This is a genomic window from Microbacterium sp. 71-23, assembly GCF_001897265.1.
Classification (GTDB): Bacteria; Actinomycetota; Actinomycetes; order Actinomycetales; family Microbacteriaceae; genus Microbacterium; species Microbacterium ginsengisoli.
Map to the genome: position 1 here is coordinate 229,933 of NZ_MKSL01000011.1, position 16,010 is coordinate 245,942.

The 16,010-nt window shown below is 71.2% G+C and carries 13 protein-coding genes; 7 read left to right on the plus strand and 6 right to left on the minus strand.

Annotated features, from left to right (window positions below; translation table 11 throughout):
• Positions 1 to 9 precede the first annotated feature (9 nt).
• Positions 10 to 3,924 (minus strand): ATP-dependent RNA helicase HrpA, encoded by a 3,915-nt coding sequence (gene hrpA, locus BGO15_RS03650; RefSeq protein ID WP_056210157.1) that lies wholly within the window; start codon positions 3,922 to 3,924, stop codon positions 10 to 12.
• A gap of 12 nt (positions 3,925 to 3,936) precedes the next feature.
• Positions 3,937 to 4,431 (minus strand): MarR family transcriptional regulator, encoded by a 495-nt coding sequence (locus BGO15_RS03655; RefSeq protein ID WP_056210155.1) that lies wholly within the window; start codon positions 4,429 to 4,431, stop codon positions 3,937 to 3,939.
• Between the two features lie 93 nt (positions 4,432 to 4,524).
• Between BGO15_RS03655 and BGO15_RS03660 the strand changes: the two genes are divergently transcribed.
• The 3 genes from BGO15_RS03660 (at position 4,525) to BGO15_RS03670 (ending at position 5,815) form a co-directional block, all read left to right on the plus strand.
• Positions 4,525 to 4,911 carry a DUF7882 family protein gene (locus BGO15_RS03660; RefSeq protein ID WP_048808811.1) on the plus strand — a complete coding sequence of 129 codons (387 nt, stop codon included), beginning with the start codon at positions 4,525 to 4,527 and terminating at the stop codon, positions 4,909 to 4,911.
• A gap of 29 nt (positions 4,912 to 4,940) precedes the next feature.
• On the plus strand, positions 4,941 to 5,468 hold the full coding sequence (locus tag BGO15_RS03665; RefSeq protein ID WP_056210153.1) for a MarR family winged helix-turn-helix transcriptional regulator: 528 nt from the start codon (positions 4,941 to 4,943) through the stop codon (positions 5,466 to 5,468).
• A 98-nt stretch (positions 5,469 to 5,566) separates the two neighbouring features.
• Positions 5,567 to 5,815, plus strand: coding sequence for a three-helix bundle dimerization domain-containing protein (locus BGO15_RS03670; protein WP_056210151.1), 249 nt, complete (start codon positions 5,567 to 5,569; stop codon positions 5,813 to 5,815).
• Positions 5,816 to 5,875: 60 nt separating this feature from the next.
• Here BGO15_RS03670 and BGO15_RS03675 read toward each other — a convergent pair whose 3' ends face one another.
• Positions 5,876 to 7,417, minus strand: a complete 1,542-nt coding sequence (locus BGO15_RS03675; protein ID WP_045248638.1) for a dolichyl-phosphate-mannose--protein mannosyltransferase — start codon at positions 7,415 to 7,417, stop codon at positions 5,876 to 5,878.
• Between the two features lie 23 nt (positions 7,418 to 7,440).
• Between BGO15_RS03675 and rsmI the strand changes: the two genes are divergently transcribed.
• Genes rsmI through BGO15_RS03690 form a run of 3 tightly spaced genes read left to right on the plus strand, consistent with a single transcriptional unit; the run spans position 7,441 to position 10,776 of the window.
• Positions 7,441 to 8,259, plus strand: a complete 819-nt coding sequence (gene rsmI, locus BGO15_RS03680) for a 16S rRNA (cytidine(1402)-2'-O)-methyltransferase (RefSeq protein WP_056210149.1) — start codon at positions 7,441 to 7,443, stop codon at positions 8,257 to 8,259.
• 52 nt (positions 8,260 to 8,311) lie between these two features.
• Entirely contained in the window at positions 8,312 to 9,886 is a 1,575-nt protein-coding gene (gene metG, locus BGO15_RS03685) for a methionine--tRNA ligase (protein ID WP_056210147.1), read from the plus strand.
• Positions 9,883 to 10,776, plus strand: a complete 894-nt coding sequence (locus tag BGO15_RS03690; protein WP_056210144.1) for a TatD family hydrolase — start codon at positions 9,883 to 9,885, stop codon at positions 10,774 to 10,776. Before metG ends, BGO15_RS03690 begins: the two co-directional genes overlap by 4 nt.
• 37 nt (positions 10,777 to 10,813) lie before the next feature.
• On the opposite strand, the gene BGO15_RS03695 is transcribed toward BGO15_RS03690, so the two are convergent.
• Together BGO15_RS03695 and BGO15_RS03700 are read right to left on the minus strand one after the other, a co-directional pair.
• Positions 10,814 to 12,145 carry an ABC transporter ATP-binding protein gene (locus BGO15_RS03695; RefSeq protein ID WP_056210142.1) on the minus strand — a complete coding sequence of 444 codons (1,332 nt, stop codon included), beginning with the start codon at positions 12,143 to 12,145 and terminating at the stop codon, positions 10,814 to 10,816.
• Positions 12,146 to 12,177: 32 nt separating this feature from the next.
• Positions 12,178 to 13,923 (minus strand): ABC transporter permease, encoded by a 1,746-nt coding sequence (locus tag BGO15_RS03700; protein WP_056210140.1) that lies wholly within the window; start codon positions 13,921 to 13,923, stop codon positions 12,178 to 12,180.
• 213 nt (positions 13,924 to 14,136) lie between these two features.
• Here BGO15_RS03700 and BGO15_RS03705 point away from each other — a divergent pair, with 213 nt between their 5' ends.
• Positions 14,137 to 14,517: an ArsR/SmtB family transcription factor gene (locus BGO15_RS03705; protein ID WP_056519125.1), complete on the plus strand. Its 381-nt coding sequence runs from the start codon at positions 14,137 to 14,139 to the stop codon at positions 14,515 to 14,517.
• Positions 14,518 to 14,551: 34 nt separating this feature from the next.
• On the opposite strand, the gene BGO15_RS03710 is transcribed toward BGO15_RS03705, so the two are convergent.
• Positions 14,552 to 15,997: a sugar porter family MFS transporter gene (locus BGO15_RS03710; RefSeq protein ID WP_056519123.1), complete on the minus strand. Its 1,446-nt coding sequence runs from the start codon at positions 15,995 to 15,997 to the stop codon at positions 14,552 to 14,554.
• Positions 15,998 to 16,010 lie beyond the last annotated feature (13 nt).

A 16,010-nucleotide genomic window follows, 5' to 3' on the forward strand; every position in this document is an offset into this window, starting at 1 on the left:
CCGCGCGTGTCAGGAGTCGCCGGCGAGGGCTTTGACGATGCGCGGGAGAGAGACCGACTCGGCCGTGCCGAGGCGCTGGGCGAACAGGCTCACCCGCAGCTCCTCGAGCAGCCACCGCGCCCGCACGAGCGGGGCCGGCGCACCGGGCGGCAGCGGTAGCGTCCCGCCCGCCTCGGCGTATGCGGTTGCCGCGCGCTCGAACTCGGTCTGGCGCTGCCGGTCGCGGCCGGGATTGTCGCCGAGGGCGGCGAGGCGGTCGAGAGACCCCTGGAGGTAGCGGGGGAGGTGGGCGAGACGGTCGAGGCCGGTCGCCGAGACGAACCCGGGGTGCACGAGGCCGGCCAGCTGGCCGCGCACATCGGCGAGCGGGGCGATGAGGGTGATCGACGTCTGCGCCTTGAGCGCCCGCTCCACGTCGCGCGCGAGCACCAGGATGCGCGCGGTGAGCGAGACGGCGGCGAACAGCGCATCGGTCACCTCGGACGAGAACGCGTCGCGCGCGGCGGTGAAGGCCTCGCGGGTGCGGATGCCGCCGGGGTGCCGCGCGATCACGGCGTCGGCGACGGCGCCGCGGGCATCCTCGACGAGCGCCCGGGCGCTCGGGTAGGGCGATGCGGCAAGGGCGAGCTTCTCGGTGGCGGTGAGGTGCTCGAGCACGTAGGCGGCGGGGGAAGGCACGGCGAGCAGCAGCAGGCGCCGCACACCGTCACGCGTGGCGCGGGCGGCGGCCTCCGCGGTCGCCTGGATGCGCAGCGCCACGCTCTCGCCCTCATCGACGAGCGCGGGGTAGCCGCGCACCGTGCCACCGGCGACCCGGCTGTCGACGAGCTCGGGCAGGACGTCGAGGTCGAAGTCGGTGAGACCGGCGCGTTCGACGAAGCCGCCCGCGACGGGCCCCGTCTGGCGGGGTCCGGGAACGGGTGCGGATGCCGCGGCCTGCGGCCCGCGCGCGAGGGATCGCGCGACCGAGGAGCGCGCGCGGTCGGCGAGGCGGGACTGCAGGTCGGCGAGGTCGCGTCCGCTGCCGACCGCGCGGCCGCGATCGTCGACGACGCGGAACGACACGGCGAGGTGGGCGGGCACGCGGTCGAGCTCGAAGTCGGCGCCCGACACCGGCTGGCTGGCGACGCGTCGGATGCGGTCGGCGAGCGCCTCGGCGAGGGAGCGCGCCGGGAGTCCGTCGTGGTGTTCGGGGGCGTCGGCGGCGATCTCCTCGGCGAACCGCGCGGCGAAGTCGGCGGCCGGCACGACGTGGCGGCGGATGACCTTGGGGAGGGCACGGATGAGGGCCGCGATCAGCTCGTCGCGCATCCCGGGCACCTGCCAGTCGAAGCCCGCGGGCTGGAGCGAGGCGAGCAGGGCGAGTGGCACGATCGCCGTCACGCCGTCGTCGGGAGCCCCCGGCTCGAAGCGGTAGGCGAGCTGCAGCACCTGGTCGCCCTGCGTCCACCGCGCGGGGAAGTCGCCGGCGGCGGCCGTGCCCGACCCGTCGAGCAGGTCGTCCTCGCGCAGGTCGAGCAGGTGCGGCGTGCGGGACGCGGCATCCTTCCACCACGTCTCGAACGAGCGCAGGTCGAACACGTCGCGCGGGATGCGGGCGTCGTAGAACGCGAACACCGCCTCGTCGCCGGCGAGGATGTCGCGTCGACGCTCGCGCTCTTCGACCTTCTCGAGTCGGCGTCGCAGGTCGAGGTTGCGTCGAGCGAAGGCGGTGAGCGTCTTGCCCAGGCGTGTCGGGTCCCAGTCCTCCTCGACGAGCGCGTGCCGCACGAAGAGCTCCCGGGCGAGGTCCCGATCGAACCGGGCCAGCTGCACCCGGCGGCGCGGGATGATCTCGACCCCGAACAGCGTCACCTTCTCGGCTGCGACGGCGGCGCCGGCGTCCTTCGACCAGTGCGGGTCGCTGAGCTGACGTTTCGCGAGGTCGCCCGCGAGGGCCTCCGCCCAGGCGGGATCGATCGCCGCGGCCGTGCGGGCGTACAGCCTGCTCGTCTCGACCAGCTCGGCCGCCATGACCGCGTCGGGAGCCTTGGCCCTCACGCCCGAGCCGGGGAAGATCGCGAAGCGCGCCCCCCGCGCCCCGCGGTACTCGGCCGCCGGGCGGCGTCCCTTCGGCGGTGCGGAGCCGGCGAGCCGGTCGTCGCGGATGCCGATGTGGGACAGGAGCCCCGCGAGGATGGCCGTGTGCACAGCCACCGGGTCGGCCGCGGCATCCGTCGTCCTGTGCGTCCCGCCGATCTGCGCGCTCAGCTGCCGGTGCACGTCGAACCACTCGCGCACCCGCACGTAGTTCAGGAACTCGGCCCGGCACGCGCGGCGGAACGCGCTCGAGCCGAGCGCGGACTGCTGGGCCCGCAGGTGGCGCCAGAGGTTCAGGAGCGTGAGGAAGTCGCTCGTCGGGTCGGTGAAGCGGGCGTGCTGCCGGTCTGCCTCCTCGCGGCGCTCCTCGGGGCGTTCGCGGACATCCTGGATCGACAGGCCCGCGACGATCGGCAGCACGTCGGCGACGACGCCGGTGCGCTCCGCCTCGATGAGCATGCGGGCGAAGCGCGGGTCGATCGGGAGGCGGGAGAGCCGGGTGCCGACCTTCGTGAGACGGATGCCGTCGCGGGACCGGGTCACGGCACCGAGCTCGACGAGCAGGTCGACCGCCGCCGTGACCCCGCGGGAGTCCGGCGGGGTGAGGAACGGGAACTCGGCGATGTCGCCGAAGCCGAGCGCCAGCATCTGCAGCACGACCGACGCGAGCGAGGTGCGCAGCACCTCGGGTTCGGTGAACTCGGGCCGACGGTCGAAGTCGGCCTCCGCGTAGAGCCGGATGGCGACGCCCGGCGCCGTGCGGCCCGCGCGGCCCGAGCGCTGCTGCGCCGACGCCTGCGAGATCGCCTCGATCGGCAGCCGCTGCACCTTCGAGCGGGCGCTGTAGCGCGAGATGCGGGCGGTGCCGGTGTCGACGACGTAGCGGATGCCCGGAACGGTGAGGCTCGTCTCGGCGACGTTGGTCGAGAGGATGACGCGGCGTCGGAGTCCTGCGACGGTCGACGGCTCGAACACCCGGTGCTGCTCCGCCGCCGACAGACGCCCGTACAGCGGCAGCACCTCGGTCGGCGAGCGGTCGCTCGCGAAGGCGGCGCGCACGGCATCGGCCGCATCGCGGATCTCCGCCTCGCCGGGGAGGAACACGAGCACGTCGCCGCGGGGCTCGGCATCGAGCTCGCGCAGTGCCGCCACGATCGCGGACACCTCGTCGGCGTCGCCGGGGGGAGAGGCCGCATCCTCGTCGTCGGCATCGTCCGCATCGTCGGGGAGTTCCGCGACGAGAGGGCGGTACCGCACCTCGACCGGGTAGGTGCGGCCGGACACCTCGATGACGGGCGCGGGGGAGCCCGTGGCATCCGAGAAATGACGCGCGAAGCTCTCGGGGTCGATCGTCGCCGACGTCACGATGACCTTCAGGTCGGGACGCTGCGGGAGGATGCGCCGCAGGTAGCCGAGCAGGAAGTCGATGTTGAGCGAGCGCTCGTGCGCCTCGTCGATGATGATCGTGTCGTAGCGGCGCAGCAGCCGGTCGCGGTGGATCTCGTTGAGCAGGATGCCGTCGGTGACGAGCGCGATGCGGGTGTCATCGGTCACCTGGTCGGTGAAGCGCACCTTGTATCCGACGAGACCGCCGACCTCGACCCGCAGCTCCTGCGCGATGCGTTCGGCGATCGTCCGCGCCGCGAGCCGGCGGGGCTGCGTGTGGGCGATGCTCTCGCGGCCGAGCTCGAGGCAGATCTTCGGCAGCTGGGTGGTCTTGCCGGAACCGGTCGCGCCCGCGACGATGACGACCTGGTGGTCGCGGATCGCTGTTGCGATCTCGTCCCGCGCGGCGCTGACGGGCAGCTCGGCCGGGTAGACGATGACGGGCTGCGCGGGGGGCATGGCCGTCACATCCTACCGGCGGGGACGCCCGCCGCCGGCGGGGTCGTCGTCGTCGACCACGCCTTCGTTCAGTGCAGCGACGAAGCCGTCGAGTGCGCGGGCGAGGGCGTCGCGCTCGACGTCCGAGAGGCTGGCCGCGGCCTCGAGCTGGTGCTCGTGCGCGGCGCGCAACACCTTTCGCACGGGAGAGTCGGCGGGAATGGTGGGTTCCAGCACGATGCTGCGCCGGTCGCTCGGATGCGCCGCGCGGCGGAGCAGCCCGGTGTTCTCGAGCCGGTCGATGATGGCCGTCGCTGCCGCGCTCGATGCGTCGAGGGTGCGGGCCACCTCGCTCGGGGTGACAGCGTGCCGCACCTCCTCCGCGTCGAGCAGCAGCCGCACGAGATCGAGGTCGCGGCCGCCGAGCCCGAGGCGCCGCCGCACGTCGCGCTCCGCGTCGCCGAGTGCGCGCTGCATACCCGCGAGCGAGCGCAGCAGTCGCTCGGGGTCCGTCGTGTACGCGCTCACGTCGCCGCCTCCTCGCGGAGCAGTCTACCCGCGATGGTTTGCTGATTTAGCTAATCTAGTGAGATACTCAGCCAGCGAACGAAAGGATGACTCATGGGCACCATGTTCTACGGCAACGGGGGCGGCATCCAGGTCGACGACCGCACCCTCGAGCACCTGCGACTCGCCGTCGCCACCCGTCTGAGACGTGGGGAATCGTTCATGGTGAGCATGCCGGTGGATGAACCCGGCCTCGGATCTCGGCGCAATCTCTGGGTGTCGCCGGCCATCCCGCTGCAGTTCATCGCGGCCGGCAGCAGGATGCCCTCCCTCAACCGGCTCTGGATCCAGGCGATGGGCGAGAGCGAGGACTCGACCGGCACTCTGACGGTGATGCCGGAGGCCGAGGCGGCGTCGTACCTCGAGCGCAAGCACCTGCGCACCATGAACCAGCTCGCGCCGCACGACGACGCGCCACGCGAGATGCGCGTCGCCGGGTGAGACGCATCCCTCGCCTCTATCATCGGAGCATGCCCTCCAGCGAGTTCGACGACAGCGGGTACTGGTACGCCGACACGGAGGACGCGCGTCGCGCGCGGGCCGTCCACCTGCTGCAGGCGTTCCGTCTCTACCGCGCCGCCGAGGTCGCCATGCGTCGTCGCACGCGCGACGCGATGTCGATGGGCGAGAACGACCTGCTCGTGCTGCGCTACCTGCTCAAGGCCCAGCAGGAGGGTCGTTCGGTCTCGCCCGGTGAGCTGTCCCGCTACCTCGGCACCTCGACCGCCGCGGTCACCGCGATCATCGACCGACTCGAGCGCTCGAACCATGTGCGGCGGGAACGCCATGAGAGTGATCGCCGCAGCATCTACGTCGTGCCGACCGCGGAGAGCGACGACGAGGTGCGTCGCACCCTCGGTGACATGCACGACCGCATGCTCGACGCGGTCATCGACCTCAGCCCCGACGACACCCTCGTGGTGCTCGACACGCTCGCCCGCCTGCAGGCGGCGGTCGATCAGGTGCAGCCGGGAGCCCACGCGGGCGCCCGACGCTGAGAACGCGGCCCGCGGGTCGTTCACGAGGCGTGTAGCCAATCCAGTTTCCTACCCGACGGACATTCGACCCGCGACAGGCGGGCTGGGAGGATGACAGCGTGACCCCCGATTCCGAGCTGCCGTTCGTCGTGGACGGTTACGAGCTCACCTCCTACGCGGGCAGCGTCGATCGACTCCTCGCCCGCCACCCGGCGAGGTCCCGCACCGAGATCGAGGCCGTTCTGGCGCGCGAGCACGACGCGTTCACGGGCGGGCGCCCTGTCGCCATCCCCGTCGCCGTGGAGAACGGTGCCGACGAGGTGCTCTCGCTCCGCGAAGACGACGCGGCCGACGGCGCCGTCGCCTGACGGTCGCGCCGCGGCATCCGATCCACCCGCGTCGAGCCCCGCGGGTTCATCCGTGCCGGGTCAGATCCAGCTCTGCATCCAGTTGTGCAGGCGCCAGAAGTCGTAGGGCACCGGCATGGCCGTCCACACCGGGTACCAGAAGGCCGACAGCACGACGGCGACCCCGAGGAAGACGAGGACCACGCCCTGCCCCGAGCGTCGCCGGGCGGGAGAGGCATCCGGACCGCCCGCGATGTCGCGCGCGGCCAGGGCGACCGCGATGACGAGGAAGGGCAGCATCACGATCGTGTAGAACTGGAAGATCGTGCGGTCGGGGTAGAGCAGCCACGGCACATACGTCGCGATGATCCCGACGAGCACGAAGCCCGCCGCCGCATCCGGTCTCCGAACGAACCGCACCAGCAGATAGATCGCGGCGGCGATTCCCGCCCACCAGATGAGCGGGTTCGGGATGCTCGAGATCGCCTGCACGCCGTTCGCCCCCTGCTCCCAGTACATCGAGGTGGGGCGGATGAGCAGCGGCCACTCCCAGGCCGGGCTCTGATAGCTGTGCGGGGTGTGCAGGTTCACGTTGAAGCCGTACATCGCGCCGTGGTAGACCCACAGGTTCTGCAGCGGCTGCGGCAGGAGGGCGGCGAGCCCCGCAGGCGGCGCGCCCGAGTACTGCCGGTCGTAGCCGCCGGCGGTCACGAGCCACCCCGTCCACGAGACGACGTAGACGACGAGGGCGACAGGCAGCATCAGCACCGCAGACCAGAGCCCCTGCCGCACGGCGTCCAGGTGCCACATCCGGATGCCGAGACGCCACCGGGCGACGGCGTCGGAGATGACCACGTAGACACCGAGCGCGGCGATGACGTACAGCCCCGACCACTTCACGGCCGTCGCCGCGCCCGCTGCGGCACCGGCCGCGAGCAGCCACGGGCGGTTCCACAGCAGCCGGCCCCACGCGCTCGGCCGGTCGGGATCGCGGGCCCCCAACCGGCGATCGCACCACGCGCGGTCGAGGAGGACGAACCAGAACGCGAGGATCACGAAGAACGTGAGGATGCCGTCGAGGAGCGCCACCCGGCTCATCACGATCGCGAGCCCGTCGATCGCCATCAGCAGCGACGCGATCGTGGCCGCGGCCACCGACCGGGTGAGCGCCTTCGTGACGAGGTAGACCAGCAGCACGGTGGCCGTGCCGAGCAGCGCGACCGAGAATCGCCAGCCGAACGACGACGCCGGGCCGAAGATCCACATGCCGAGTCCGATGATCCACTTGCCGAGCGGAGGATGCACGACGAAGCTGCCGGACGTCTCGTAGTCGTCGGTCACGCCCTGCTCGAACGCGCCGTTCGCGTTGGCGGGCCAGTTGGCGGGGTAGCCCAGGTTCCACTGGCTCCATGCGTCCTTGACGTAGTAGGTCTCGTCGAAGACGATCGCGTGCGGGTTCTGCAGGTTCCAGAAGCGCAGCACGGCCGCGAGGAGGGTCACCAGCAGCGGCGCCAGCCACGAGATCCGACGCTGCAGGGCGGCATCGGCCCGCACGCGCATCGCCCACCGGTCGTAGCGGGAGAGGGGTGCGTTCTCGAGGAGGGGCGGCGCGGTGCGGCTCACGGGCACCAGCCTATGCTGGGGCGGTGTTGAAGCTCGCGGCGACTCCGATCGGCAACCTCGGCGACGCGTCGACGCGGCTGCGAGAAGTGCTCGAGGCCGCCGAGGTCATCTGCGCAGAGGACACCCGCACCGCCCAGCGCCTGCTCGCCGGCCTCGGCATCGAGAACCGCCCGCGGCTGATCGCGGTGCACGACCACAACGAGAAGCAGAAGGCCGCCGAGGTCGCGGCGCTCGCCGCGACCCGAGAGGTCGTGCTGCTCAGCGACGCGGGTATGCCGACAGTGAGTGACCCGGGCTACGCCGTGGTCGCCGAGGCCGTCGCACAGGGCGTCGAGATCACCGTCATCCCCGGTCCGTCCGCCGTCGTCACCGCCCTCGCGCTCGCCGGCCTCCCGACCGATCGGTTCACCTTCGAAGGCTTCGTGCCGCGAAAGAGCGGGGAGCGGGCGTCGGCGTTCGGCGCGCTCGCCGGCGAGCGTCGCACGATGGTGTTCTTCGAGGCGCCGACCCGCCTGGCCGCGACGCTCGCCGACATGGGCGCGGCGTTCGGCGGAGACCGCCGCGCGGCCGTGTGCCGCGAGCTCACGAAGCTGCACGAGGAGGTCGTACGCGGCGGCCTCGCCGAGCTCTCCGCCTGGGCGGAGGCGGGCGTGCGCGGGGAGTGCGTCGTGGTGGTCGCGGGTGCGGTGCCGGTCTCCGTCTCCCTCGAGGACGCCGTCGCGCGGGTGGTCGAGCTCGACCGGGCGGGAACCCGATTGAAGGATGCCGCGACCGCCGTCGCCGCCGAGACGGGACTCGCCTCCCGCGACCTGTACCAAGCGGCCCTCGCGCGCCGCGGCTGAAGAGGCCGTCACAACGGCGAGGAGGGGCATCCGGCCCTTCTAGAATCTATGGGTGACGTCCGGTTCCTCCTTCTACATCACGACGCCGATCTACTACCCGAGCGATGTGCCGCACATCGGCCACGGGTACACGACCGTCGCGGTGGACACCCTTGCCCGCTGGCACCGCCAGGCGGGCGATGACACCTGGATGCTGACGGGCACCGACGAGCACGGGCAGAAGATGCTGCGCGCCGCGGCCGCCAACGGCGTCACCCCGCAGGAGTGGGTCGACAAGCTGGTCGGCGAGGCGTGGTTCCCGCTGCTGACGACCCTGGACGTCTCGAACGACGACTTCATCCGCACCACCCAGGAGCGGCATGAGGAGGGCGTCAAGCGTTTCGTGCAGGCCATCTACGACCGCGGCTACATCTACGCCGGCGAGTACGAGGCGCTGTACTGCGTGGGCTGCGAGGAGTTCAAGCCCGAGAGCGAGATCGTCGACGGCACCGGTCCGTTCGAGGGTCTGAAGGTCTGCGCGATCCACTCCAAGCCGCTCGAGCTGCTGCAGGAGAAGAACTACTTCTTCAAGCTCAGCGAGTTCACCGAGCCCCTGCTGAAGCTCTACAAGGACAACCCCGACTTCATCCGTCCCGAGTCGGCGCGCAACGAGGTCATCTCCTTCGTGCGCTCGGGCCTGAAGGACCTGTCGATCTCGCGCTCCGCGTTCGACTGGGGCATCAAGGTGCCGTGGGACGACACCCACGTCATCTACGTGTGGGTCGACGCGCTGCTGAACTACGCGACCGCCGTCGGCTACGGCGCCGACGAGACCCAGTTCGAGCGCCGGTGGCCGGCGTTCCACGTGGTCGGCAAGGACATCCTGCGCTTCCACGCGGTCATCTGGCCGGCGATGCTGCTCGCGGCGGGTCTCGAGGTTCCGCGCGGCGTGTTCGCGCACGGCTGGCTGCTCGTCGGCGGCGAGAAGATGTCGAAGTCGAAGCTCACCGGCATCGCGCCGACCGAGATCACCGACACGTTCGGCTCCGACGCGTACCGCTTCTACTTCCTGTCGGCGATCGCGTTCGGCCAGGACGGCTCGTTCTCGTGGGAGGACCTCTCCGCCCGCTACCAGGCCGAGCTCGCCAACGGTTTCGGCAACCTCGCCTCCCGCACGATCGCGATGATCGAGCGCTACGTCGAGGGCATCGTGCCGCCGCCGGCCGCGTATGCGGAGGGCGATCTCGCGATCCAGAAGATCGTGGCGGATGCCGCGGCGAACGCCGATGCGGCCATCGAGCGGTTCCGCATCGATGAGGCGATCGCCGCCATCTGGACCATCGTCGACGCCCTCAACGGCTACATCACCGAGAACGAGCCCTGGGTGCTCGCCAAGGAGGACGGCGACCGCGAGCGGCTCGGCACCGTGCTCTACACGGCGGCCGAGGGGCTGCGGGCCCTCGCCGTGCTGCTGAGCCCGGTCACCCCGATCGCGACAGAGAAGCTCTGGATCGCACTCGGCGCCGCGGAGAGCCTGGGGCGCCTGGTCGACCAGCCGCTGCGGGCGGCGGGGAGCTGGGGCATCCTTCGTCCCGGCACATCTGTCAACGGGCTGTCTCCTCTCTTCCCGCGGGTCGAGACCGCGTGAACGCGCAGGTTCCGAGCGATCCCAGCCAGTACGTGCGCGAGCGCACGGCCGACGGGCGCAAGGACCTGCGCTATCCCGACGCGCCGGAACCCCTCGCCGTCGCCGTCTACGACAACCACACGCACCTCGAGATCGCCGACGGCGACTCCCCGCTGACGCTCGGCGAGCAGCTCGACCGGGCCGAGGCCGTCGGCATCGCCGGCGTCGTGCAGGTGGGCGGCGACATCGAGTCGTCGCAGTGGTGCGCGTGGGCTGCTGAGCAGGACCGCCGGGTGCTCGCCGCCGTCGCCCTGCACCCGAACGAGGCGCCCGAGTACGCCGCCGCCGGACGCCTTGCTGAGGCGATCGAGGTCATCGACACCCTCGCCGCCCAGCCCCGGGTGCGCGCGGTCGGCGAGACCGGACTCGACTTCTTCCGCACCGGCGAGGACGGCATCGCGGCCCAGATCGAGAGCTTCGAGGCGCACATCGCGATCGCGAAGCGGCACGGCATCGCCATGCAGATCCACGACCGCGACGCGCACCAGGCCGTCTTCGACACCCTCGACCGCGTGGGCGCCCCGGAGAAGACCGTGTTCCACTGCTTCTCCGGCGACGCCGACATGGCGCGGGTCGCGAGCGACCGCGGCTACTGGCTGAGCTTCGCGGGCAACGTCACGTTCAAGAACGCCGAGAACCTGCGCGACGCCCTCCGCGTGGCTCCGCGCGATCGCATCCTGGTCGAGACGGATGCCCCGTTCCTCACGCCCGCGCCCTACCGCGGTCGCCCGAACGCCCCGTACCTCGTGCCGCTGACCGTGCGGTTCATGGCCGAGACGCTCGAGACCGACCTCGACGAGCTGTGCGCACAGCTCGCGGCGAACACGCTCGCCGTCTACGGCGAGTTCTGAACCGGCTCCGCAACAGCGGTGCGCCGCTCGGTCGGGGTCACACCCCGAACGCGGCGGCGACCTCGCCGAGCACGAGCTCGCCCGAGTCGGCGTCGTAGTCGAAGAGCTCCGCGTAGCGACCCCACTGGATCGCGATGTCCAGCTGCACCCGCGCGTCCGCCCCCGAGAAGCCGCGTCGCAGCAGGTCGAGGAAGAAGTCGTCGCGCAGGGCGCCGTCGTCGCTGTTCTCGAGCGCTTTGAGGATCGTGCGCACGAGCGGGGCGTGGGCCGCGCTGAGGCGTGCGAACAGCTTCTTCGACTCCTGGATGTCCGCGCGTCCCCAGGCGCGACCGTCCTCGGTGAGGAAGAGCTGCGCCCCGTCGACCTCGATGAATCCGAGCAGGGCGGCCGCGTCGACGAGGGGAAGGAGGTCGTCGACCTCGAAGGACAGCTCGTCGGCGAGGTCGGGCAGGTCGGTCTGGCCGTTGTGCGAGTGCACGATCTCGACGAGGCCGGCGAGCCCGCCCACGGACACGTCGGGCAGCGGCGCGCTGAGCGGAGTGGCGGCGACAGGCGCGGCCGCCGTGCCGGGAGCACCGGGGCCGGTGCCGGTCAGCAGGGCGTAGAGCCGATCGACGGTCTGGGCGAAGAGCGGATGCCGCCGGTCGCGCGGGCGGGGGAGCGGCACCCCGACCTCGGCGCGCACGTGCCCGGGGTTCGAGCCGAGGACGAGGACGCGGTCGGCCATGAGCACCGCCTCCTCGATGTTGTGGGTCACGATGCAGACCGACTTCGTCGGGAAGTCGGGCTGCGCCCACAGCGACATCACCTCGTTGCGCAGGTTCTCGGCGGTGAGCACGTCGAGAGCCGAGAAGGGCTCGTCCATGAGCAGCGCGTCCGGGCGCAGCACCAGGGCGCGCGCGATCCCCACGCGCTGGCGCATGCCGCCGGAGAGCTCGCGCGGGTACGCCGACTCGAAGCCGTCGAGACCGATCAGGTCGATCGCGTCGAGGGCGCGCTGACGGCGCTCCGCGGCCGACACCGAGCGGGCGGCCAGTCCCAGCTCGACGTTGCCCTGCACGGTCAGCCACGGCATGAGCGCGAACGACTGGAACACCATCCCGACGCCCGGGTTCGCACCGTTGATCGGCCGGCCGCGGTAGCGCACCTCGCCGCTGGTGGGGGCGATGAGACCGGCGACCGTGCGCAGGAGGGTGGACTTCCCCGACCCGGACTTCCCGAGGAGTGCCACGATCTCGCCTTCTCGGAGGGTCAGCGACACCTCGTCGAGCACCGTGAGGGTGCCGCCGTCGCTCGAGGGGAAGGCTGTCGTGACGTCGTCGACCTCGACGATCGCGGTGTCGCGGACGGAGGCGGTGTTCTGTGCCATGGGGCACCTCCTTCGCGGAGTGGGCGGGTGGGTCAGGTCAGGGAGAAGCGACGTTCGGCGAGCCGGTACATCCGCCGCCAGAACAGCCGGTTGAGGCCGACGACGAACAGGCTCATCACGATCACCCCGACGTACACGCGGGGGCTGTCGCCGGTGGCGGTGGCGTTCGCGATGTACGCGCCGAGGCCGACGGCGGTGAGGGTCGTCGACCCGTAGGTCACGACCTCCGAGACGATCGACGCGTTCCAGGCGCCGCCGGCCGCGGTGATGCCGCCCGTCACCCACGACGCGAAGATGGCCGGCAGGATGAGGCGCGTCCAGCGCTGCCAGCGCGACAGGCGCAGGGATGTCGCGGCGTCCCGCAGGTCCGCCGGGATCGCCGAGGCGCCGGCGATGACGTTGAAGAGGATGTACCACTGCGCGCCGAGCGCCATCAGCAGGATTCCGCCGATGTTGAGCGAGATGCCGGTGTGGATGAGTGCCAGCGTGACGAACGGGAAGAGGAAGTTCGCCGGGAAGCTCGCGAGCACCTGCACGACGGGCTGAGCGAAGCGCGTCACCCGCGGGTTCATCCCGATCCACACGCCCACCGGCACCCAGATGATGGTGCCGAACACGAGCAGCACGAGCACGCGCCCGAAGGTCACGAGCCCGAGGCCCGCGGCATCCGCGAACTCCCACAGGCCGACGCTCGACTGCACGAAGATGATGACCTGCACGGTGCCCCACGTGAGGGCGACGGCGACGACCACGGCGAATGCGAGGTCGCCGATGCGCCGCCGGCGCGGGTCGACGCGCAGCGGCACGTCGGCGACGCCGAAGACCGCCATGGCCCGGTCGAGGCCGCGCCCGAGCGGTGCGAGCGCGCGGCCGATCAGGCGGGGCACCCCGGAGTGGCGCAGCACGTCGAGCACGACACTGCGCTGCGGCACCTGGCTCGACGTGTCGCCCATACGGAAACGCTCCGCCCACGCGGTCAGCGGCCGCCAGAACAGCGCGTTCACCCCGACGACCATGACGATCATGACGGCGATGGCCCACAGGATCGCCGGGATGTTCTCCTCGGCCGTCGCGCTCGCGACATACGATCCGATGCCGGGTAGGGCATACGTGTGGTTGTTGACAGAGATGACCTCGCTCGCGACGAGGAAGAACCAGCCCCCGCCGAAGCTCATCATGCCGTTCCAGACGAGCGGGATCATGCCGCTGGGCACGTCGAGCTTCCAGAAGCGCTGCCAGCGGGTCAACCGCAGCAGGCGCGCCGCCTCGTCGAGATCGCGCGGCTGCGTGGTGAGCGAGTTGTAGAACGCGAACGTCATGTTCCACGCCTGGCTCGTGAAGATCGCGAAGATCGAGGCGCACTCGACGCCGAGCTCGGAGTTCGGGAAGATGACGATCCAGACGGTGAGCGTCACCGACAGGAACGCGAGCACCGGCACCGACTGCAGGATGTCGAGGATCGGGATCAGCACCTTCTCGCCGCGCCGCGACCGCGCGGCGGCCGTCGCGTAGACGAAGGTGAACACCACGGATGCCGCGAGCGCGATGAACATGCGCAGCAGCGACCGGGCGGCGTCGTAGGGCAGCTGTGACGGGTCGGTGGAGACGGCGTCGATGTCGCGAGACGGGTCGAACGGCGCGGCGATCCCCTGCGAGAGGTGGATGAGCAGCCACAGCACTGCGGCGAAGCCGATGAGGACGACGGCGTCGGCGGCGAGACGGGTGCCGGAGCGGGCGCCGACGGTGGTGTGGCCGGCGAAGGTGGTGGGCGTCGACATGGCGCGCTCCTTGCGGATGGGCGCGCTCCGGGCCTCCCGCGAGGCGGGTCAGCCGAGGGTGCGCGTGGCGGAGGGGAGTCGGGGACTGTCACTGGGAGAACTCATGTCCCTCACCTCCTCGCGCTCGTCGCGTCGCCCGCGGCATCCGGGCCTCGGATACCATACGCAATAGTCAATCAATTGCGCAAATGAACGGTGAACGAGGGGAGACGCATGAGCGACCGGGTGACGGATGACTCGGGCGCACCCTCGGTCGCGCAGCTCGCCGCCGCCGCCGACACGTTCGACCTCCTGTCGGTTCCGGGCCGCCTGCACCTGGTGTGGCTGCTCTCGGACGACGAATCGGATGTCACGACCCTCGCTGAGCGCACCGGGGCGACGATCCCCGCGACGAGCCAGCAGCTCGCGAAGCTGCGCGCCGCCGGTGTCGTCAGCGCACGCCGGCAGGGACGCCGGCAGCTCTATCGGGTCGACGATCCGCACATCGTCGCGGTGGTCGCGGCGATGCTCGACCACATCGCGCCCGACGGCACGCTCGCCGCGCCCCCGGACCCTCGGCGCCCACCGCGCCAGCCGCGCTTCGTGCGGGCGTGACCGCGAACCGGACGGCACCGGGCCGCGGCATCCGTCACCTCTTGGGTGCCGCCACGAACAGCGTCTCGGTCTTCTCGAGCTCCATGCCCTTGGTCTCCGGCACCTTCAGCAGCACGTAGACGAAGGAGAGGGCCGCGAACACGGCGTACATGCCGTAGGTGAGCGGCAGCGACCACGCCGACATCGAGGGGAACGAGACCGTGATGACGAAGTTCGCGATCCACTGCGCCGCGGCCGCGACGCCGAGCGCGCGACCGCGGATGCGGCTCGGGAAGATCTCGCCCAGCAGCACCCACACGAGCGGACCCCACGACGCGCCGAACCCGATGACGAACAGATTCGCGGCGACGAGCGCGATCGGGCCCCAGGCGCCCGGGAGGGACACCTCGCCGTTCACCGTCACCGAGAAGGTGAACGCGAGCGCCATGATGCCCAGCGACAGGGTCATCAGCACCGAGCCGACCAGCAGGATGGGCTTTCGGCCCACCCGGTCGACGAGGAAGATCGCGACCAGGGTGACGACGACGTTCGTGACCGAGGTGATGACGCTGATGACCAGGGAGTCGCCCTCGGTGAACCCGACCGCGCGCCACAGCGTCGTCGAGTAGTAGAAGATCACGTTGATGCCGACGAACTGCTGGAACACCGACAGGATGATGCCCACCCAGACGATCGGCTGAAGTCCGAGCACGTGTCCGCGCAGCGACGCCTTCTTGGTGGTGCGGTCCGCGCTGATCGCGTTCGTCAGCTCGCGCAGGGTCTGCTCCAGGTCGGCCGGCGGCACGAGGCGGGCGAAGACCGCGCGCGCCTCGTCGGTGCGGCCGGCGGCGAGAAGGAAGCGCGGGGACTCGGGGAGGGTGAGAGCCAGGATCCCGTAGACCGCCGAGGGGATCACCCCGACGATGAACATCCAGCGCCAGGCCTCCAGGCCGAGCCAGAGCGTGTTCGCGGCGCCATCGGCCCACGTCGCGAGCAGCGCGTCGGACAGCAGTGCCCCGAAGATGCCGAGCGTGATCGCGAGCTGCTGCAGCGACGCCAGCGATCCGCGGATCTGACGCGGTGCGATCTCTGCGATATAGGCCGGCGCGACGACAGAGGCGATGCCGATGCCGAGACCGCTCACCACGCGCCACAGGATCAGGTCGGGAACGCTGAAGGTGAGGCCCGCGCCGATCGAGGAGACGAAGAACAGGCCGGCGCCGAGCAGCATGACGCGCAGGCGCCCCCAGCGATCGGAGAGCGAGCCGGCGATCATCGCGCCGACGGCGCACCCGAGGAGCGCCACCGCGACGACGAAGCCCGTCAGTGCCGAGCCGAGGGAGAAGTGCCCGCCGATCGAGTCGACCGCGCCGTTGATGACCGACGAGTCGAAGCCGAACAGGAAACCTCCGACGGCCGCCGCGACCGACAGCCCCACCGCCCGTCGCCCGAAGGGGCTGCGCAGAGAGAAGGCGTCGGCGGGGATCGTTCCAGTGCTCACCGCACCACCCTAG